The following is a 20,683-nucleotide window of genomic DNA, read 5'->3' on the forward strand; positions in this document are numbered from 1 at the left end:
GCGGCGCCGCAATCCGGGGCCAGCGCTCATGGAGGGGCGAGCCCCGGATTGTCATCCGGGCTACAGACCGCCTCAGGCGCCACCCAACCAAATTCCGGCAATTGATGCCGAAACCAGGTGAACTGCCGCTTGGCATAATGCCTTGTGTCGGCGCGGCCGATTACGGCGGCATCCTCGAGCGAGATCTCGCCCGCCAGATGCCGGATCAGTGCCGGCACGCCGTGCGCCTTCATCGCCGGCAGCAGCGGGTCGAGGTGTCGCGCCGCCATGGCGGCGACCTCGTCCAGCGCCCCTGCCCGCAGCATGCGATCGAACCGCGCATCGATACGCGCATACAGTTCGTCGCGCTCCGGCGTGAGGAACATCGCCCGAAACGTGCCGGCTGGCAGCAGCGGCGGCAGCGCGTCGCGGTGCCAGTCGGTCAGCGAGCGCCCGGTCGCCTCGACGACTTCCAGCGCGCGGGCGATCCGCGTGCGGTCGTTGCGATGCAGCCGCGCGGCACTCTCCGCGTCGCGCAGCGCCAGTTGGGCATGCAGCGCCTCGACGCCGTCCCGCTCCAGCCGCGCGCGGACATCGTCGCGCACCTCCAGGGCGATCGGCGGCACATCCGATAGACCCCGTGTCAGGGCCTTAAAGTATAGCCCGGAGCCGCCGACAAAAATCGGCAGCCGACCTTGCGCACGCACTTCGGCCAGCACCTTCGCCGCCTCCGCGACCCACGCCCCGGCGGAGAAATTCACCGCGGCATCCACAGTGCCATACAGCCGGTGCGGCAGTTCGGCCTCTTCGTCCAGCGTCGGCCGCGCCGTGAGTACGTGCAGGTCGCGGTAGACCTGCATCGAATCGGTATTGATGATGACGCCGCCCTGCACGCGCGCCAGCCGCATCGCCAGCGCCGACTTGCCGCTGGCGGTCGGCCCTGCGATAAGCAGCGCACCTTTTTCCGGCCCGGAATCCATCATGTCGCTTGTCGCTACCCTCATCTGCCATCCTGCCGATCCCGCCCTCGATAGCACGATCGTCGAAGGCGCGCGCGCGGTGTTGCCGCCGAACGAGGCGCACTGGCTGAGCGACGGGGTCGCCGCCGACTTCTACTTCGAGAGCGACGACGATATCCAGGCGATCGCCGAGCGGCTGCGGCAGGCGCGCGGCGATCTCGCGATCGACGTCGTCGTGCAATCGCGCGCAACGCGGCGCAAGAAGCTGCTGCTCGCCGACATGGATTCGACCATGATCGGCCAGGAATGCATCGACGAGCTCGCCGATTTTGCCGGCCTGAAAGCCTATGTCGCCGCCATCACCGAACGCGCGATGCGCGGCGAGATCGAATTCGAGCCGGCGCTGCGCGAGCGCGTCGCCTTGCTCAAGGGACTCTCCGTCGGAGTCGTCGACGAGGTGCTGGCGTCGCGGATATCGCTGACGTCCGGCGCGCGCGAACTGGTGCAGACGATGCGCGCCAATGGCGCCTATACCTGCCTGGTTTCGGGCGGCTTCACGCTGTTCACGCAAAAGGTCGCCGAGCTGATCGGCTTCCAGGAAAACCGCGCCAATGAACTCGTGGTCGAGGACGGCAAGCTGGCCGGGCTGGTCAACGAGCCGATTCTCGGCCGCGCTGCCAAGCTCGCGACGCTGGATGACCTTCGCGAGTCTTTCGACATCGATGGCATCGACACGCTGGTGGTCGGCGACGGCGCCAACGATCTGGCGATGATCGAAAGCGCGGGCCTGGGCGTCGCCTATCACGCCAAGCCCGCGGTGGCCGCGGCAGCCACCGCCCGCATCGACCATGGCGACCTCACCGCGCTGCTCTATGCGCAGGGCTACAAGCGAAGTGAATTCGTGAGCTAGAAACTACCGTTCGTTGCTCATCGGCGGCTGGAAGATCATCGGGCTCTCCTCGACACGGCGGCGCGCGACCTGCAGGGCATCGGCGAAATCGTCCGGATCGAACCACGGCTCATCGCGAAGCGTCGCATCGAGATCGTCGCGGACAATATCGGCAGCGGGGACGTCAAACCGCATGTCGTGCTTGGTGCTGACCAGTTGGATGCCGTAGCCGGTGACGGCCCATTGCCGACCCAGCCAGAAAATATCTCGATGCAGTACCACGCGACGCGTCCATTCAACTTGCTACGTAAACAACCCCGGACCGATCAGGCGCCGAGGTTATTGCCGGATTCATGTACCTACGCTTTGTTCCGGCCGCAGCGATAATTCGTCGCCCTACGAAAAGTTCCAATTCCGGCGCGGCGCTGCCGCCGCGCCGGACGGTTAGTGATGCGACGCCGTCTCACCCTGGGGCATCGGGAGGCCGACGGTTGCATCACCGTGCTGCGTCAGCGGCAGGTTGCCGGAAAGCGCACGGAGCAGCACGTAGAACATCGGCGTGAAGAAGATGCCGAAGGCGGTGACGCCGATCATGCCGGAAAACACCGCGACGCCCATCGCCTGCCGCATCTCAGAGCCCGCGCCGGTGGAGATCACCAGCGGCACCACGCCCATGATGAAGGCCAGCGACGTCATCAGAATGGGCCGCAGCCGCAGGCGGCTGGCCTCGACCGCCGCCTGCACCGGCGTGCGCCCGTTGAATTCGAGCTCGCGCGCGAATTCGACGATCAGGATCGCGTTCTTCGCCGACAGCCCGACCAGCACGATCAGGCCGATCTGCGTGAACACGTTGTTGTCGCTGCCGGTGACCCAGACGCCGAACATCGCGGCCAGGAGGCCCATCGGCACGATCATGATAATCGACAGCGGCAACGTCAGGCTCTCATATTGTGCGGCGAGCACCAGGAACACCAGCAACAGCGCTACCGGGAACACGATGAAGGACGAGTTGCCGGCGATGATTTCCTGATAGGTCAGTTCGGTCCACTCGAAGCCGATGCCCTTCGGCAGCGTTTCGGCCGCCACCCGCGTGATCGCGTCCTGCGCCTGCCCGGTCGAATAGCCCGGCGCGGCATTGCCGTTGAGGTCGGCGGTGAGGAAGCCGTTGTAGCGCATCGCCCGCTCCGGCCCGGCACTCTCCTTGATCTTCAGCAGTGTCGACAGCGGCACCATCTCGCCGGTATCGGAGCGTGCCTTCAGCAGGCCGACGTCGTCCGCGCGCGCGCGATATTTCGCATCCGCCTGCACCCGCACCGAATAGGTGCGGCCGAACTTGTTGAAGTCGTTGACGTAGACCGATCCCAGATAGATCTGCATGGTCTCGAACACTGATGTCACGGGCACGCTGAGCTGACGCGCCTTGGTGCGGTCGATGTCGGCATAGAGCTGCGGCACGTTGATCTGGTAGCTGGAAAACAGCCCGACCAGTTCCTTCTGCGTCGAGGCCTTGGCGATGAACGCCTTGGTCGCCTCCGACAGCGCCTCGTAGCCGAGGCCGGCGCGGTCCTCGATCTGCAGCTTGAAGCCGCCGATCGTGCCGAGGCCGGACACCGGCGGCGGCGGGAACATGGCGATGAAGGCGTCCTGGATCTTCGAGTACTTGCCGTTCAGCGTCATGGCGATGGCGCCGCCGGAGAGTGACTTGTCCTTACGCTCCTCGAACGGCTTCAGCGTTACGAACACGATGCCGGAGTTCGACGAGTTGGTGAAACCGTTGATCGACAGGCCGGGAAACTGGATGGCGTCCTCGACGCCGGGCGTGGCACGCGCGATCTCGCCCATCTTGCGGATCACCTCTTCGGTGCGATCCAGCGTGGCGCCGTCGGGCAGTTGCGCGAAGCCGACCAGATACTGCTTGTCCTGACCCGGCACGAAGCCCCCCGGCACCGCCTTGAACAGCAGCGCGGTGACGCCGACCAGCACGACATAGGCGACCATCACGATGCCGCGCCGCGAGATCACGCTGGCGACGCCGCCGCCATAGGCGTTCGAGCTCCAGGTGAAGGCACGGTTGAAGCGCTTGAAGAAACCGCCGAGCACTCTGTCCATCCCGCGGGTCAGCGCATCCTTGGGTGCGTCGTGGCCTTTCAGCAGAAGCGCGGCGAGCGCCGGCGACAGCGTCAGCGAGTTGAACGCGGAGATCACCGTGGAGATCGCCACCGTCAGCGCGAACTGCTTGTAGAACTGCCCGGTGAGCCCGGTGATGAAGGCCAGCGGCACGAACACCGCGACCAGCACCAGGGCGATCGCGATGATCGGACCGGTGACTTCCTGCATCGCCTGATAGGCCGCCTCCTTCGGCGCCAGGCCTGCTTCGATGTTGCGCTCGACGTTCTCGACCACGACGATGGCGTCGTCGACCACGATGCCGATCGCCAGCACCAGTCCGAACAGCGTCAGCGCGTTGATCGAGAAACCGAACAGATGCATCACCGCAAAGGTGCCGACCACCGACACCGGCACCGCGATCAAAGGGATGATCGAGGCGCGCCAGGTCTGCAGGAACAGGATGACGACCAGCACCACCAGCGCCACCGCTTCCAGCAGCGTATGGATCACGGCTTCGATGGAAGCGCGGACGAACTGGGTGGGGTCATAGACGATACTGTAGTCCATGCCGTCCGGCATGTTCTGCTTCAGCTCGGCCATCGTCTTGCGGACGTTGTCGGAGATCTGGATGGCGTTGGAGCCCGGCGACTGGAAGATCGGGATCGCCACGGCGGAATCATTGTTGAGCAGCGAGCGCAGCGAATAGTCGGCGGCACCGAGTTCGATCCGCGCGACGTCGCGCAGCCGCGTCACTTCGCCATTGCTGCCGTTCTTGACGATGATCTCGCCGAATTCCTCTTCGGTCTGCAGCCGGCCCTGCGCATTGATCGAGAGCTGTAGATCGAGCCCCGGCTCGCCCGGCGACGCGCCGACCACGCCGGCGGCGGCCTGCACGTTCTGGGCACGGATCTCCTTGACGATGTCGCCGGGCGAAAGCCCGCGCTCCGCGACCTTCTGCGGGTCGAGCCAGACCCGCATCGAATAGTCGCCGGAGCCGAACAGCTGCACCTGGCCGACGCCTTCGAGGCGCGCCAGGCGGTCCTTGATGTTGAGCACGCCGTAATTGCGCAGATACGTCATGTCGTAGCGGCCGTTGGGCGAGGTCAGATGCACCACCATCGTGAGATCGGGTGCGCTCTTGATGGTGGTGATGCCCAGCGTGCGGACTTCCTGCGGCAGCCGCGGCTCGGCCTGCGACACGCGGTTCTGCACCAGCTGCTGCGCCTTGTCGGGATCGGTGCCGAGCCGGAACGTGACGTTCAGCGTCATCAACCCGTCGGTGGTCGCCTGGCTGCTCATATAGAGCATGCCCTCGACGCCGTTGATCTGCTCCTCGATCGGCGTCGCCACGGTTTCCGCAATGACTTTCGGGTTGGCGCCGGGATAGGTCGCGCGCACCACCACGGTCGGCGGCGCCACCTCGGGATATTCCGAGATCGGCAGCACCGGCATCGACAACAGGCCCGCCAGGAAGATCAGCGTCGACAGCACGCCGGCAAAGATCGGGCGATCAATGAAGAATCGGGAGAAGTTCATGGTGTCATCTTTTCAATGGCAGCGCGCATAGCAGGCACTGGTGCCGGCACGATTGACGGGTCGCTGGAATGGCGTCGCAGTTCTTCACCCTCCCCTGGAGGGGGAGGGTGAAATAATCAGCGCGCCGCGACGGCGGTCTTGGCCTGCTCCAGATGGGCTGAGTCCATCGCCACCATTTCCGGCTTGATCTGCACGCCCGGACGCACCCGCTGCAGGCCGTTGACGACGATCCGCTCGCCGGCTTTCAGCCCGCCGAGCACCACGCGCAGGCCTTCGACCGAGACGCCGAGCGTGACCTCGCGGTATTCCGCCCTGTCCTTGTCGTCGACCACCATCACGAACTTCTTGTTCTGGTCGGTGCCGACCGCACGCTCAGAAACCAGCAGGGTCTGCTCGGGCTTCGGCTGGCCCATCGACAGCCGCGCGAACTGGCCCGGCATCAGCCTTCCGTCAGCATTGTCGAACTGGGCGCGGACCCGCACGGTGCCACTTTTCGCATCGACCTGATTGTCGATGAACTGCATGTGGCCCTTAATCGATTTGTCCGACGCGCCGGTGACCATCTGGACCGGAATGCGGTCGATATCCGCCGGGGTCTTGTCGTCCACCAGCGTCTTCAGCGCGCGCGTCACCACCTGCTCGTCGGCGTTGAAGCTGGCATAGATCGGATTGATCGACACCAGCGTGGTCAGCACCTCCGCGCCGGGCCCTGCCGCGATCAGATTTCCCACGGTGGTTTCGATCTTGCCGACGCGGCCGGCAACCGGCGCACGGATCTCGGTATAGCCGAGATTGAGCCTGGCGGTCTGCAGCGCGGCTTCAGCCGCCTTCAGGTTGGCCTCCGCCTCGCGAAAACCGTTGATGCGGCTGTCGAGGTCCTTCTGCGAGATCCAGCGCGAATCGTTGAGCTGCTGGCCGCGGTCGAATTCGTTCTTGGTCAGCACCAGCCGGGCGCGGGCGGCGGCGACCTGGCCGTCGGCCCGCGCCACGTCGGCGGCGAAGAGGCCGGGGTCGATCAGCACCAGGAGGTCGCCCTTCTTGACCAGCGCGCCCTCGCGAAAGTGAATTTCCTGGATTGCGCCGGCGACGCGGGAGCGTATCTCGACCCGCTCCACGGCCTCGAGCCGGCCGGAAAACGCGTCGGAGGGGGCCGTCGCGCGGGCGGCGACCACGGCGACGGAGGCCGACACGGCAGGCGGAACAGCCGCGGCGGTCTCCGCCTGCGCCGCATAGCTGGACAGATTGATCAGCGCGGCGCTGCCGCCGATGGTCACGGCGACCAGGGCGATCCCGGTGCCGATCAGGATCTTGCGGGCGATATTCTGGGTCATGGCGAATCCCATCAAGCCTTGGACTCGTTTGAGCCCGGTATTCGGGTAAGATGACTTGGCGCTATGCTGCACCGCACACATCCGTAACGTTCGGTATAGATGGGGGATCGACTTCCGCTGTCAAGAGACATATCTAACGAAAGGTACGAAACTCGTTAGATCTATTCTGGAGGCATCGTCACATGGCCATCATGGGCCGCCCGCGCGAATTCAGTTGCGAACAGGCACTCGACCTCGCCCTGCAGGTTTTCTGGCGCAAGGGCTATGAGGGCGCGTCGATGGCCGACCTGACCGAGGCGATGGGCATCACCAAGCCCAGCCTGTATGCCGCCTTCGGCAACAAGGAAGAGCTGTTTCGCAAGGCGCTCGACCGCTATGTCGATGGCCCCGGCGGCTATTTCCAGGTCGCGCTGACCAAGCCGACGGCGCGCGAGGTCGTCTCGCATGTGTTGTACGAGGCCGCCGACGCGCTGACCAACCCCGCGCACCCGCCGGGCTGCCTTGCCGTGCAGGGCGCGCTGAGCTGCGGCGACGCCGCCGAGACGATCAAGCAGGAATTGATGGCCCGCCGCGCCAAGGGCGAAAGCGATTTGCGCCAGCGCTTTGCGCGCGCGCTCGCCGAAGGCGATCTGCCGGAGGGCGCCGACGCCGCCGATCTGGCGCGCTACATTTCCGCGATGCTGCAGGGCATGGCGGTGCAGGCCGCCGGCGGCGCCGACCACGCGCAGTTGCGCCGCATCGCCGACATGACGATGCGCAGCTGGCCGCCGGTCTGAGCGCCTTTGACACTGAGCGCCTTCGACCTGGACGGTTGCACGCTTCCCGGCGCTGTGCTTCCTGTGATCCGTCATCGGTGCCTCCCGCAAGGAGGTGAAACGGGAATGCGGTGCGGGGATTACTCCCCTATTCCGCGGCTGCCCCCGCAACTGTAAGCGGCCATTTTCGATCCACGACGCCACTGGACCTGAGCAGGTCTGGGAAGGCGGATCGAGAGACGACCGCGAGCCAGGAGACCGGCCGCTGACGAGTTTCAACTCGTTCGACGGTGGGTCGACGGAAGGGGTTATCGATGGCTATCCGGAATCTTGCTGCCGGCACGGCAGCTATATTGGCATTCTGCGCCGGCACCAGTGCCGCGCGCGCGCAGTCGAACTCGCAACAGCTCCCCGAACTCGTGGTCACCGCCGATCGCACCCCGGTGCCGCTCAGCCAGACCGGCAGTTCGATCAGTGTCGTCTCCGGCGAGACCATTGCCACCAGCAATCCGGGCTCGCTGGTCGATGCACTGCGCACCGTGCCGGGTCTCGACATCTCCGAGAATGGCGGCCCCGGCGGCACCGCCAATGTACGCATCCGCGGCGGCAACAGCGGCCAGGCGCTGGTGATGATCGACGGCATCCGCGTCAACGATCCCACCGCTGCCTCCGGCGATTTCGAATTCGCGATGTTCACGCCCTCTGCCGTCGAACGCATCGAGGTGCTGAAAGGACCGCAGAGCGCGCTGTACGGCTCCGACGCCATGACCGGCGTCATCAACATCATCACCAGAAAAGGCGCCGGGCCCGCGCAGGTCAATGTCCGCACCGAGGCCGGCAGCTACGGGACCGCAGTGACCCAGGGCTCGCTGACCGGCTCGAGCGGGCCGTGGTCCTACGCCTTCACCGGCGGCGGCCAGCACAGCAACGGCTTCTCGCGCTACGGCTATCGCATCCCCGCACTCGAAGCGCGCTTCCCCAATATGGAGAGCGACAGCTTTGACCGCGTCGGCGGCTCGGCCCGCCTCGGCTATGATGCCGGCGAAGGCCTCCGGCTGGAATCCGGCATCGTCTCGTCGTTCACCCGCTCGGCCTATGATGCCGCTAGCGGCACGTTTCCCGACACGCCATCCGCCGCGACGCGGCTGCTGGAAACCATCTACGGGCGAGCGACCATCGACTCATTCGGCGGGGTACTCACGCACGCCGTCACCGTGTCGAACACCCACACCGAGCGTTCGTTCAACGACGTGACCTACCGCACCAACACGTTGCCACGAAATACGACCTCGACGATCTCCGACTACAATGGCAACAGCCTGGGCGCAGAGTACCAGGCGACGCTGAAGCTCGGCGCCTTCGGCACGCTGATCGCCGGCGCCAAGACGCAGGCCGAGACCGCGCAGACCTCCACCACGGCCCTCCTGCCGATCCCCGGCGCGCAGACGCCGGCCCTCGACAGACGTCAGGATACCAACTCGCTGTTCGCGCTGTGGTCGGTGCCGATCGGCGAACGGCTCACCGTCTCGCTGGGCGGCCGGGTCGACGATGTGGTGGATGTCGCCCGCTTCGAGACCTGGCGCGCGACCGCGGCCTATGCGATCCGCGAGACCGGCACCAAATTCCACGCCAGCGCCGGCACCGGCGCCAAGGCGCCGACCCTGTTCCAGCTTTACGACCGGCAGTATGGCAACACGTCGCTGACGCCAGAAACCAGCTTCGGCTATGACGCCGGCATCGACCAGAGCCTGCTCGGCGGCCGGGTGGTTCTCTCCGTTACCGGCTTCGCCAACGACCTCAACAATCTGATCAACTTTGTCAGCGACGCCTCGCGGCCGAACGGTTACTATGTCAACGTCGCGCGCGCCGAAACCAGCGGGCTGGAGGTCGGCGCCGATGTCATCCTGTTGCCCGGCCTGATGAAGTTCAACGCCGCCTACACCTATCTTCACGCCACGGACCTATCCACCGGCGCAGTGCTGGCGCGGCGGCCGAAGAATTTCGCGCGCTTCGCACTGACTATCACGCCAACGGACAAATGGATGATCGAGCCGCGCGTCACCACCGTGTCGAAGCGCTTTTCCAGCGCCAACCAGGTCGGCCAGGTCGATGCCTATACCCGCGTCGACCTCTACAGCGAGTACCGGCTCGACGCGAACTGGAAGGTGTTTGCCCGCGGCGAGAACCTGCTCAACGAACGCTATCAGGAAGTGCTGAACTTCGGCACCACGGGTCCCGCCGCCTATGCCGGGCTCAACGCCACATGGTGACGTCGATTTCTCCGCAGCGCCGGACTTTTGTTACCATCGCCCTCCTCGGGCTCGTCGTGCTGCTGGCGCTGGGCTCGCTCGGCACCGGCCCCGTAAAAATGTCGCCGCTCACCGTGCTCGACGCGCTGTTCGGTGGCGGCAGCGACGTGCAGCAGACCATCGTGCGCGAGATCCGCCTGCCCCGCGCCATTCTGGCCCTCGCTATCGGCGCCATTCTCGGCCTGTCCGGTGCGGCGCTGCAGGGACTGCTGCGCAATCCGCTGGCGTCGCCGTCTTTGTTCGGCGCGCCGCAATCGGCCGCCTTCGGCGCGGTGTTGATGATCGCGCTGGGCTTGGCCGATGTACGCTCCTGGGCGCTGCCGGTCGCCGGCATCACGATGGCCTTTGTCTCGGTATTCGTGCTGCTCGGCATCGCCGGCCGCAGCGCAGGACTACTGTTGCTGATCCTTGCCGGCCTCGCGATCTCCAGCCTTGCAGGTGCGGCGACCGCGCTGGTGATGAACCTGTCGTCGAATCCGTTTGCCGCGCTGGAGATTGCATTCTGGCTGCTCGGCTCGCTGGAGGACCGCAGCTTCCGCCACGTCGAACTGGCGCTGCCTTTCATAGTGGCCGGCGGCATCCTGCTGATGACCCAGCGCAGCGCGTTCCGCGCGCTCAGCCTGGGCGAAGAAACCGCGCAGAGCCTCGGCGTCGATGTCGGCCGTCTCAGGCTGCTGGTGATCGCCGGCGTTGCGCTCGGCGTCGGCGGCGCCGTCGCGGTCGCCGGCACGATCGGCTTCATCGGCCTGGTCGCGCCGCATCTGATGCGTCCCCTGATCGGCCACGATCCCGGCCGGCTGCTGGTGCCCAGCGCGCTGGCGGGTGCGGCGTTGCTGCTCGCCGCCGACATCGCGGTGCGGATCATTCCTTCCACTACTGATATCAAGGTCGGCGTGCTGACCTCGATCATCGGCGTGCCGTTCTTCCTCTATCTGATCCTGCGTGAACGCCGCGCGCTCGGCGGAGGCGTCGCATGACCGCGCTGCTCACCGCCCGGAACCTCGGCGTTACCTTGTCCGGCCGCGCCATCCTGCGTGACGTATCGCTGGCGCTGCAGCCGAAACACCTCGTCGCGCTGATCGGCCCCAACGGCGCCGGCAAGACCACACTGCTGCGCGCGCTCGCCGGCCTGCAGCCTTCGACCGGTGCAATCCATGTCGCCGGCGACGATCTCGCCAAACTCTCGCTGCGCGAGCGCGCCAAGCGCTTCGGCTATCTGCCGCAGGGCCACGTCGTGCATTGGCCGCTGGAGGTGAAGGACGTCGTGGCGCTCGGCCGCTATCCGCACGGCGCCACCAATCCGGCGCGGCTGTCGCCAGCCGATGAGGCTGCCGTGCAACGCGCGATGCGGGCCACCGACGTCACCGGCTTCGCCGCGCGCCGCGTCACCGAACTGTCCGGCGGCGAGCGCAGCCGCGTCGCGCTGGCGCGGGTGCTGGCGGTGGAGGCGCCGATCGTGCTGGCCGACGAGCCGACCGCCTCGCTCGATCCGCGCTACCAACTCGACGTCATGAAAAATCTTCGCGATGTCGCCGACGGCGGCGTGCTGGTCATCGTGGTGACGCACGACCTCGGCCTTGCCGCGCGCTTTGCCGATACGGTGCTGGTGATGTCGCAAGGCCGCCTTGTCGCGGATGGCGCGCCGGCGCAGGCGTTGTCGGACGAGGTGATGGCCGACGTGTTCCGCGTCGTCGCGTTTCGCGCCGACTATCGGAACGAGACCGTCATCCTGCCTTGGGCGGGAGTCTGAGCGATGCCGCTAGTCGTGCGTGGACAGAGCATCCGCCAGACGCCCCAGCGCGGCATCATTGGCCGGCAGGCCGAAGCGCAGATGGTCGCTGGCCCAGTCGAACTTGCGGACCCAGACGCGCTGTCGGGCGAGCTGGACATGCAGGTACCTGGCATCCGGATGGCGGACGAAGCGAAACAGCGAGGTGCCGCCGATCACCTTGCCGCCGGCCTGCGTCAGGATGAAATCGAGCCGGGTCGCGTGCTCGATGAGTTGCGCGCGCATGTGCTCACCCCATGCGTCGTCGCCGAGCGCGCGCGCGCCGACCTGCAGGGCCGGGCCGGACACCGCCCACGCCCCCAGCACTGCCGCGATGCGCTTGATCGTCTCGGGCGCGGCGATGGCGAAGCCGAGCCGCAGGCCCCCGAGACCATAGAACTTTCCGAACGAGCGCAGGATGACCACCGGGAGCTTTTCGCACAGAACCGCCGCGCCGATAGCCGGATCGACGTCGGCAAAGGCCTCGTCGACCAGCAGCCAGCCGCCGCGCTGATGCAGTTTTGCGGCAACGGCGGCGAGCGTCGCATGGTCCGCGATGCGGCCGTCGGGATTGTTGGGATTGACGATCACGACATGCACGGCCTCGTCGGGCAGTGCGGCGAGGTCGGAGATCGCGATCACCTCGTGGCCGGCGTTCTGCCATGCCGGCGCGTGCTCATTATAGGTCGGGCCGACGATGGCAACCGGCCCGTTGGCGGCGAGATGCGGCAGCCACTGGATCAGCGCCTGGGTGCCGGGTGCGGCGACCAGATCGACACCGTCCGGCACGCGATAGGCGTGTCGCGCGGCAGCGAGCAGCGCCTGACCGTCGGCCTGCGACGGCAGCCGGCGCCAGGCCGCGTCGGCGATGTCGCCGAACGGATAGGCCCAGGGGTTGATTCCGGTCGACAAGTCGAGCCAGTCTGCGGCTTCGCCGCCATAGCGCGCCATTGCTTCGGTGAGATCGCCGCCATGATTCATGGCCGCTTCATGCCATTATCGAAACGAAAGTGCGAGAGCCTGATCGCCGCTTTGTGGATGATGCTGGCGGGCACGGCGCATGCCGCCGAGCTGCCGCACCTCGCCTCGATCAACCTGTGCACCGACCAGTTGCTGATGACGCTGGCCGACCCCGGACAGATTCTGGGCCTCAGCCCCTATGCCCGCGACGCCGCGCGTTCCTGGGATGCCGAGAAGGCCGCGCAGTTTCCCAAACTGTCCGGCGAGGCCGAGGACGTGCTGGTGTTGAAGCCCGACATCGTCGTCGCCGGCCGCTACACCAAGCGAGCGACGCGCGAGCTGCTGAAGGAGAAAGGCCTGCGGGTCGTGGAATTCGACGTGCCGCGCTCGATGGAGGACGTGAAGAAGCAGATCGTACGGATGGGCGACATCGCCGGCCATCCCGACCGCGCCGCGGCCGAAGTGGCGAAGCTGGAGGCCGCCATCGCGCGCACGCGTGCGGTTGCAGCGCGCAAGGCGTTTCGCGTGCTGGCGCTGTCGCGGCGCGGCTGGGTGTCGGGTAGCGACAGTCTGACGGGCGCACTGCTCGGCGCCGTCGGGCTGAGCAGCGCGGCAAAGGAGATGGGCCTGCGCACCGGCGGCTTCGCCTCGCTAGAGGCGATCGTCAGCCTCAGGCCGGACTATCTGCTGCTCTCGGAAGACAGCAGCTTTGCCGAGGACGAAGGCCGCGCCCTGCTGCTGCATCCGGCGCTGGAGCGTTTTTATCCCGCCTCGAAGCGGCTGGTGATTCCCGAGAAACTGATCAACTGCGGCGGGCCGATGATCGCCGAGGCGCTCGACCGGCTGGCGGCCGAACTCGCGCGCGTGGAGCGCTGAGATGCTGATCACCGAACACGCACTGTGGATCACCGTCGTCGCCATCCTGTTCGATGCCGCGATCGGCGATCCCGACTGGCTCTGGCGACGCCTGCCGCATCCCGTGGCGTGGATCGGCCAGGCCATCGACGTCCTGGAACGCACGCTTAATGTCGCGGAATGGTCGGCTCGCGACCGCAAGATCGCCGGCGTCGGCGCCGTGCTGTGGCTGGTGATCGGCGCGGCGATCGCCGGCCTGCTGATCGAACTGGTGCTGCCGGACCACTGGATCGGTATCCTGATCGAAGGCTTTCTCGCCTCGGTGCTGCTGGCGCAGCGCAGCCTGTACCAGCACGTTGCCCGCGTCCGCGACGCCTTTGCCGAAGGGGGGCTGGCGGCGGCACGCCAAGCGGTATCGATGATCGTCGGCCGCGATCCCGCCCGGCTCGACGAGGCCGGCGTGGCGCGCGCCGCGATCGAGTCAACGGCGGAGAATTTCTCAGACGGCATCGCCGCGCCGATCTTCTGGCTGGCGGTGTTCGGCCTGCCCGGCCTGATCGCCTACAAGGCAATCAACACCGCGGATTCGATGATCGGCCATCGCAGCGAACGCTATGAGCAGTTCGGCTGGGCGGCGGCGCGGCTCGACGATCTCGTCAATATCATTCCGGCGCGGCTGTCCGGCCTGCTGTTCGTCGTCGTCGCGCCGCTGGTCGGCGGCACGATGGCGCATTCGAAGATGATCATGTTCCGCGATGCGCCAAAGCATCGCTCGCCCAATGCCGGCTGGCCGGAAAGTGCGATGGCCGGCGCGCTCGGCATCGCGCTCGCCGGCCCGCGTCACTATGCCGAGGGACCCGTCAACGACCCCTTCCTCAACGCGGAAGGACGCGCGGCCACGCCGGCCGATATCAACCGTGCGCTGAAACTGTTCGTCGCCGCCTGCGCGATGCAGGCCGCGATCTACGCCGCGCTGGCGCTGGTGCTCTGACGGCTGCGGGCGATCTTCAGGATCGCGTCAATATCGAGATTCGTTTCCAGATGATCGGCCAGCGCATCGAGCGCGGATTCGATCTGGGTGTTGTAAGCCAATGCCGAGGCGATGCCGAGATGGGCCAGCCACGCGCGGCGAAACGCGTCGCCGGTGAACAGCCCGTGCACATAGGTGCCCTGGACGCGGCCATTCGCCGACATCGCGCCATCGGGCCGACCATCGATGGTCAGCAGCGGCCGCGCGCAGTCGGCGCCTTCGCTGCGACCGAGATGAATCTCGTAGCCCTCGATCGCGGCACCCGTCGCGACATGGGTGCCGGACACCAGCGTGGTCGACTTGTCCGAACTCATCAGGGTCGTCATGTCGAGCAGTCCAAGTCCGTCGACCATTCCTGCCGCGCCATCGACGCCGTCGGGATCGGCGATCACGCGGCCCAGCATCTGGTAGCCGCCGCACAGGCCGAGCACATGGCCGCCGCGCCGGACATGCGCCGCAATATCGATGTCCCAGCCCTGCGCGCGCAAGTAAGCGAGGTCGCCGATAGTGGATTTGCTGCCCGGCAGGATCACCACGTCGGCATTACCCGGGATCGGCTCGCCCGGCCGCACGAAGACGAGCTTGACGTCGGGCTCCATGCCGAGCGGATCGAGATCGTCGAAATTGGCGATCCGCGCCAGCACCGGTACCGCGATAATGCGCGTCGCCGTGGAGACGTGGGTGCGGTCGAGATCGACGGCGTCCTCGGCCGGCAACCATGCCGCCTGCGTCAGCCATGGCACCACACCGAGCGACGGCCAGCCGGTCAGCCGCGTGATCGCGCTGAGCCCACTATCGAACAAGCGAGGATCGCCGCGAAATTTGTTGATGATGAAGCCGTGGATCCGTGCGCGCTCTTCCGGCTGCAGCACCAGATGCGTACCAGCAAGGCTGGCGATGACGCCACCGCGGTCGATATCGCCGGCGAGCAGCACCGGCACGTTGGCGGCTTCGGCAAAGCCCATATTGGCGATATCGCCGGCGCGCAGATTGATCTCCGCCGGCGATCCGGCGCCCTCGACCAGCACGATGTCGGCCTCGCGGGCGAGACGCGCAAAGCTCTCCAGCACTGCCGGCAGCAAGGCCGCTTTCTTCTCGAGATAATTCTTCGCCCGCAGCGTGCCCCAGCGTTTTCCCTGCACGATGATCTGCGCGCCGGTGTCGGTCTCCGGCTTCAGCAGCACCGGGTTCATGTGCACGCTCGGCGGCATCCGCGCGGCGCGCGCCTGCACCGCCTGCGCGCGGCCGATCTCGCCGCCATCGACGGCGACCGCCGCGTTGTTCGACATGTTCTGCGGCTTGAACGGCGCGACCTTCAGCCCGCGCCGCACCAGCGCCCGCGCCAATCCTGCGACCAGCGTCGACTTGCCGGCGTTGGAGCCGGTGGCCTGGATCATGACGGCAGGGGTGGGGTTGGATGTCATAGCGTCTTCGTGTCCAACCGCCCCAAACTGTCATTTCGGGGCGCGAGCGGCGCCAGCCGGGCGCGAACCCGGAATCCCGAGTTGTTCAGCGCGCCCCATTTCGAGGTTCCGGGTTCGCTCGCCAGCGACGGTGTCGCTGTGGAGCGCCCCGGAATGACGGTGAGGGGCTGCATCAAAACTCCACGCCCTTCTGGCCCTTCACGCCGGCACGGAACGGGTGCTTGATGAGCGTCATTTCGGTGACCAGATCCGCCATCTCGATCAGCTCCGGCTTGGCGTTGCGGCCGGTGATGACGACGTGCTTGTCGGCCGGCTTCTCGTCGCGCAGGAAGGTCAGCACCTCCTGCAAATCGAGATAGTCGTAGCGCAGCACGATGTTGAGCTCATCGAGCAGCACCATGTTGTGGCGATCGTCGCGGATCAGTTCCTTGGCGCGCTCCCAGCCCTTGGTCGCGGCGGCGATGTCGCGCTCGCGGTCTTGGGTCTCCCAGGTAAAGCCTTCGCCCATGATATGCAGCGTCACCAGTTCGGGAAATCTGGCCAAGAGCCGCGCCTCGCCGGTGTCCCAGGCCGGCGACTTGGTGAACTGCACCACCGCCACCGGCATGTCGTGACCGATATGACGGAACACCATGCCGAGCGCGGCGGAGGTCTTTCCCTTGCCGGTGCCGGTGTGGACGATCAAGAGGCCCTTCTCGCCGATCTTGCCGGCCATGATCTTGTCGCGCGCGGCCTTGTGCTTGGCCGCCTTGAGCTTGTGCTTCGCATTCTCTTGGTCGTCGTGGGCATCGTCGGTCATGCGATTTCCTTGTGCGTCAGTTCGGCGAGCAGATCGGCGGCACGGTTGGAGCGCGGCGTCCACATTCCGCGGCGGATCGCCTCGGTGAAGCGCGCGGCCGTCTCGCGCAACGCCTCCGGGTTGGCGTCTTGCATGAAGTCGCGGACGTCGTCGTTCTCCAGATAGGCGGAAAACAACTGGTCGAAATGGTGGTTGGCAACCGCATCGGTAGAGGCGGCAAAGCCGAACAGGTAGTCCACCGTGGCGGCGATCTCGAACGCGCCCTTGTAGCCGTGCCGCATCACGCCGGCGATCCATTTCGGATTGGCGGCGCGGCCGCGTACCACGCGGGAAATTTCGTGAGACAGCGGCCGCGCGACCGGCGCCTCCGGGCGCGAGGTGTCGATATGGCTGACCCGCGGCGCCGATCCGCGCAGGGTCTGCACGGTGGCGGCAAGCCCTCCGATGAACTGGTAGTAGTCGTCAGAATCCAGAATATCGTGCTCGCGATTGTCCTGCGTCTGGGCGACAAGATCGATCCCCTTGAGCTGTTCGGCGAATTCGCCGCGCGCGGCCTCGCCCTCAGTGCCGCTGCCATAGGCATAGCCGCCCCAGTCGAGATAGACCTCGGCGAGATCGCCGCGCTTTTCCCAGCCGCCCTCGTCCATCAGCGCCTGCAGTCCCGCGCCATAGGCGCCGGGCTTGGAGCCGAACACCCGCCGCGTCGCCTGCTCGCGTGCGATGTCGGCGCTGGCACCGCCGGCCTGCAGCGCGAGCGCACGGGTGCGAACGTTGGCCGCGATCGGATTGGCCTCGTCAGGTTCGTTCAGCAGCGCGATCGCCGCGACCGCCGAGCCAATGATGTCCATCTGCGTCGGGAACGCATCGCGGAACAGGCCGGACACGCGAAACGTGACATCGACGCGCGGGCGCTTCAGCTCCGACAGCGGCGTGATAGCAAAACCGGTGACGCGGCCTGAAGTGTCTTCCCACACGGGCCGCGCGCCGATCAGCGCCAGCGCCTGCGCTACGTCATCGCCGCCGGTACGCATGTTGGCGGTGCCCCAGGCCGACAGCGCGATCGCGCGCGGCCATTCGCCGGCCTCCTGCCAATAGGCTTCGACCAGCCGCTCGGCCGCGAGCTGCCCGATCCGCCACGCCGACGGCGTCGGCACGGCGCGGACATCGACGGCGAAGAAGTTGCGGCCCGTGGGCAGCACGTCGGGCCGCCCGCGCGTCGGCGCGCCGGACGGACCGGGCCGGATGAAACGGCCATCGAGGCCGGCGAGAAACGCCGACATCTCGGCAGCGCCTGACGCGTCGATGGCAGGACGGAGGGTGGAAGAAATCCAGGCGAGCACGGAGGATGTTGCGGGCCAACGCTCAGAAGAAATCACACACTCCGCGTGGTCCCCGCGAAAGCGGGGACCCATAGCCGCTGTCGGCGTCGTCTCGCTCGGTGGCAGTAACCTCGTTAAAGTTTCTGCTTCGGAGGTTATGGGTCCCCGCTTACGCGGGGACGACGTGGTGAGAAATTCGTCGCCTAACAATGCGGCCTCGCCTGCAGCGGCTTCGTTCGCGACCAGCTGCAAAGCCAGCATTTCGATGCGCTCCACCGTATCTCCGGTCGTGCGCCACAGCGCTTCGCTGATGTCGGCTAGAACGGCAGGGCGTGGGCCGGTGTAATCCTCCGCCAATTCCCGCGTCAGCGGATCGAACGCGCCCAGTCCCAGATCCCCGGCGATCGCGCGGTGCAACGAGGCATCCTGCGGCTTGCTCTCCGAGCGCGGCAGGCGAGCAATCGAGACCAGCAGGTCGTTGCGCGCCGCGTCCTGCGGCGTGCGGCCGAAGATGTGCAGGCCGTCGCGGATCTGCATTTCCTTGAGGTCGCAGAGATGCGCGTCCAGCGCGCGCAACGCCTCCCCGGTCGGCGTGTCGCGCGTCACGTTGACATCGGCATCGAGTCGCTGCGCCCGCGCCATCGAGAGAATATCCTCGGCGATCACCCCCGCGCGCTTGGGATCGAGATCCGCCGCCAGCGCATATTCGTCGACCAGGTTTTCCAGCCGCGCCAGATCGTCGTGCAGTTCGGCGCGCGTCATCGGCGGAGTCAGATGGTCGATGATCACGGCAGAGCCGCGGCGCTTGGCCTGGATGCCTTCGCCCGGATCGTTGACGATGAACGGATAGAGATGCGGCAGCGGGCCCAGCACCGCGTCCGGCAGACAGTCGGCGGATAGCCCGGCGCTCTTGCCCGGCAGCCATTCGAGATTGCCGTGCTTGCCGAGATGCACGACGGCATGCGTATCGAATTCGCGACGGAGCCAGAGATAAAACGCGAGATAATGATGCGGCGGCACCAGGTCGGGATCGTGATAGGTGCTCTTCGGATCGATATTGTAGCCGCGCGCCGGTTGCACGCCGACGACCACGTTGCCGAAGCGATGCAGGCCCAGCCGGAACGCGCCGTCCACGATATGCGGATCGCTGTCGGCAATGCCCCAGCGCGCCTCGACCGCCAGCCGCACAGTGTGCGGCAGCGTCGCAAACGCGGTCGTATAGTCGGCCAACGACCACGTCACGCCGCCGCGGCGATCGGCACGATCGGCCAGCGCATTGGTCGGCCCCTGTTGCAGCAGCCCCATCATCGCCGCGGCGTCGAGCGGTGCCTCATCGATCGCGTAACCGGCGCTGAGCATCGCCGCCAACACGTCGATCAGGCTCTGCGGCGTGTCGAGGCCGACGCCATTGGCGATCCGGCCGTCGCGGTTCGGATAGTTGGCGAGGATCAGCGCAATCCGTCGCTCGGGTACTTCGGCGCGGCGTAGCCGGATCCAGGCGTGGGCGAGATCGGCCGTGGCGTCGATGCGGTCCGGCACCGGCTGGAACGTCACCGGCGCAAAACCGCCATCGCTGTCGCCGCGTTCCTTGAAGGCAATCACGTTGGCGAAGATGCGGCCGTCGACCTCCGGCAGCACGACATGCATCGCGAGGTCGCGCGGCGTTAGCCCGCGGGTCGAGGCCTCCCAGGCGGCGCGCGAGGTGCCGGCCTGCGCGACCTGCAGGATCGGACAGCCCGAGGCCGAAAGCACGCCGGCGTCGTCATGCGCGGTGGCGGTGGCGAACGCCGTGGCGTTGACGATGATATCGGCCGGATGCGCGGCAAGCGCGGCGCGCAGGAAGGCTGCGGAGCGCTCGTCCTTCAGGCTGGTGACATAGAGGCAGACGGCGTTCAGCCCGCGCGCTTCGAGCGCCAGCCGTAACGCACCGATCGCCGCGGTGTCGCCGCCGGCGACGATCGCGCGGTAGAAGATCACGACGGCGTTGGGGCGATGGTCCGGCACCGGCTCGCTCGGCCAGAAGCCGGCCGACGGCATCGGCCGCGCCGCCATCGGCGCCTCGCCATGGCCGATCTGGTGCGCCGCGAGTTGCAGCGCCAGCCGGGCATTGTCGACGCCGCCCTCGCTGCAATAGCGCCACATCGCCTGTGTGGTCTCATCGTTGACCGTGCCGCGTGCGGCGAGTTCGGCGTTCCAGTACATTTCGCCGGGGATGCAGATGAATTGCGCGCCGCGCGCCAGCGCATCAGAGCGCAGGCTCTCGACACCGTGCGGCCAGTAGCCGATGCCGCCGAGCATGCGCAGCACGACGATCCTGGCTTTCGCCAGCGTGCGCTCGACATAGAGATCGACCGAGGCAGGATGGCCGAGCGCCAGCAGGTTGGTCAGCCGCAGGCTGGGGAAGTCTTTCGGCAGCATCGCATGCGCGGCGTGAAACGACGCCAGATCGCTGTCGGCCGCCGACAGCACGACGATGTCGGCGGTGTCCTGCCCGAGATCGCGGGCGACGTCGCCGTCGTCAATGCCGCCAGTGGGATCGAGCTTTAAGTGCATGCGGTCAATTCAAATGTTTATCACAACAGCCATTGGCCGCCCCTCCCCCTTGCGGGGAGGGTCGGCCGCAGCGAAGCGGAGGCCGGGGGTAGCCGCTGGCTCCTGAGC

15 protein-coding genes and 1 riboswitch are annotated in these 20,683 nt (G+C 66.7%); of the genes, 7 read left to right on the forward strand and 8 right to left on the reverse strand.

Annotation, left to right across the window (positions count from 1 at the left end; all coding sequences use genetic code 11):
* Positions 1 to 26: 26 nt before the first annotated feature.
* Complete coding sequence (gene miaA / locus FIU28_RS20040; protein WP_246660748.1) at positions 27 to 983, reverse strand: tRNA (adenosine(37)-N6)-dimethylallyltransferase MiaA; 957 nt, start codon at positions 981 to 983, stop codon at positions 27 to 29.
* Between miaA and serB the strand changes: the two genes are divergently transcribed.
* Positions 961 to 1,848, forward strand: a complete 888-nt coding sequence (gene serB, locus FIU28_RS20045) for a phosphoserine phosphatase SerB (protein ID WP_143574898.1) — start codon at positions 961 to 963, stop codon at positions 1,846 to 1,848. The two genes, miaA and serB, sit on opposite strands and share 23 nt — an antisense overlap.
* A gap of 3 nt (positions 1,849 to 1,851) precedes the next feature.
* Here serB and FIU28_RS20050 read toward each other — a convergent pair whose 3' ends face one another.
* The 3 genes from FIU28_RS20050 to FIU28_RS20060 all read right to left on the reverse strand — a co-directional run bounded on the left by FIU28_RS20050 (position 1,852) and on the right by FIU28_RS20060 (position 6,803).
* On the reverse strand, positions 1,852 to 2,109 hold the full coding sequence (locus tag FIU28_RS20050; protein ID WP_143574899.1) for a hypothetical protein: 258 nt from the start codon (positions 2,107 to 2,109) through the stop codon (positions 1,852 to 1,854).
* A 162-nt stretch (positions 2,110 to 2,271) separates the two neighbouring features.
* Complete coding sequence (locus tag FIU28_RS20055; protein WP_143574900.1) at positions 2,272 to 5,472, reverse strand: efflux RND transporter permease subunit; 3,201 nt, start codon at positions 5,470 to 5,472, stop codon at positions 2,272 to 2,274.
* A 116-nt stretch (positions 5,473 to 5,588) separates the two neighbouring features.
* The gene (locus FIU28_RS20060; RefSeq protein ID WP_143574901.1) at positions 5,589 to 6,803 is read right to left on the reverse strand and encodes an efflux RND transporter periplasmic adaptor subunit; all 1,215 of its coding nucleotides are present in this window, start codon (positions 6,801 to 6,803) and stop codon (positions 5,589 to 5,591) included.
* Between the two features lie 182 nt (positions 6,804 to 6,985).
* Between FIU28_RS20060 and FIU28_RS20065 the strand changes: the two genes are divergently transcribed.
* The 4 genes from FIU28_RS20065 to FIU28_RS20080 all read left to right on the forward strand — a co-directional run bounded on the left by FIU28_RS20065 (position 6,986) and on the right by FIU28_RS20080 (position 11,617).
* Complete coding sequence (locus FIU28_RS20065; RefSeq protein ID WP_143574902.1) at positions 6,986 to 7,579, forward strand: TetR/AcrR family transcriptional regulator; 594 nt, start codon at positions 6,986 to 6,988, stop codon at positions 7,577 to 7,579.
* A 58-nt stretch (positions 7,580 to 7,637) separates the two neighbouring features.
* Positions 7,638 to 7,839: riboswitch (cobalamin riboswitch) on the forward strand.
* A gap of 33 nt (positions 7,840 to 7,872) precedes the next feature.
* A complete protein-coding gene (locus FIU28_RS20070; protein WP_143574903.1) occupies positions 7,873 to 9,828 on the forward strand; it encodes a TonB-dependent receptor plug domain-containing protein in 1,956 nt (651 codons plus the stop codon).
* Positions 9,822 to 10,844: a FecCD family ABC transporter permease gene (locus FIU28_RS20075; protein ID WP_143574904.1), complete on the forward strand. Its 1,023-nt coding sequence runs from the start codon at positions 9,822 to 9,824 to the stop codon at positions 10,842 to 10,844. Before FIU28_RS20070 ends, FIU28_RS20075 begins: the two co-directional genes overlap by 7 nt.
* On the forward strand, positions 10,841 to 11,617 hold the full coding sequence (locus FIU28_RS20080) for an ABC transporter ATP-binding protein (RefSeq protein ID WP_143574905.1): 777 nt from the start codon (positions 10,841 to 10,843) through the stop codon (positions 11,615 to 11,617). Before FIU28_RS20075 ends, FIU28_RS20080 begins: the two co-directional genes overlap by 4 nt.
* Before the next feature lie 9 nt (positions 11,618 to 11,626).
* On the opposite strand, the gene cobD is transcribed toward FIU28_RS20080, so the two are convergent.
* Positions 11,627 to 12,616, reverse strand: coding sequence for a threonine-phosphate decarboxylase CobD (gene cobD / locus FIU28_RS20085; RefSeq protein WP_143574906.1), 990 nt, complete (start codon positions 12,614 to 12,616; stop codon positions 11,627 to 11,629).
* Positions 12,617 to 12,625: 9 nt separating this feature from the next.
* On the opposite strand from cobD, the gene FIU28_RS20090 reads away from it, so the two are divergent.
* Both FIU28_RS20090 and cbiB read left to right on the forward strand, forming a co-directional pair.
* Positions 12,626 to 13,471: an ABC transporter substrate-binding protein gene (locus FIU28_RS20090; protein ID WP_441351241.1), complete on the forward strand. Its 846-nt coding sequence runs from the start codon at positions 12,626 to 12,628 to the stop codon at positions 13,469 to 13,471.
* Position 13,472: 1 nt separating this feature from the next.
* Positions 13,473 to 14,441 carry an adenosylcobinamide-phosphate synthase CbiB gene (gene cbiB / locus FIU28_RS20095; protein ID WP_143574907.1) on the forward strand — a complete coding sequence of 323 codons (969 nt, stop codon included), beginning with the start codon at positions 13,473 to 13,475 and terminating at the stop codon, positions 14,439 to 14,441.
* On the opposite strand, the gene FIU28_RS20100 is transcribed toward cbiB, so the two are convergent.
* The 3 genes from FIU28_RS20100 to cobN form a co-directional block, all read right to left on the reverse strand.
* A complete protein-coding gene (locus FIU28_RS20100) occupies positions 14,414 to 15,904 on the reverse strand; it encodes a cobyric acid synthase (protein ID WP_143574908.1) in 1,491 nt (496 codons plus the stop codon). The genes cbiB and FIU28_RS20100 overlap by 28 nt on opposite strands.
* A gap of 172 nt (positions 15,905 to 16,076) precedes the next feature.
* A complete protein-coding gene (gene cobO, locus FIU28_RS20105) occupies positions 16,077 to 16,703 on the reverse strand; it encodes a cob(I)yrinic acid a,c-diamide adenosyltransferase (RefSeq protein WP_143574909.1) in 627 nt (208 codons plus the stop codon).
* Positions 16,700 to 20,575: a cobaltochelatase subunit CobN gene (cobN, locus tag FIU28_RS20110; RefSeq protein WP_143574910.1), complete on the reverse strand. Its 3,876-nt coding sequence runs from the start codon at positions 20,573 to 20,575 to the stop codon at positions 16,700 to 16,702. The genes cobO and cobN overlap by 4 nt, the downstream gene beginning before the upstream one ends.
* Between the last annotated feature and the right edge of the window lie 108 nt (positions 20,576 to 20,683).

This window comes from Tardiphaga sp. vice154, from assembly GCF_007018645.1.
GTDB lineage: Bacteria > Pseudomonadota > Alphaproteobacteria > Rhizobiales > Xanthobacteraceae > Tardiphaga.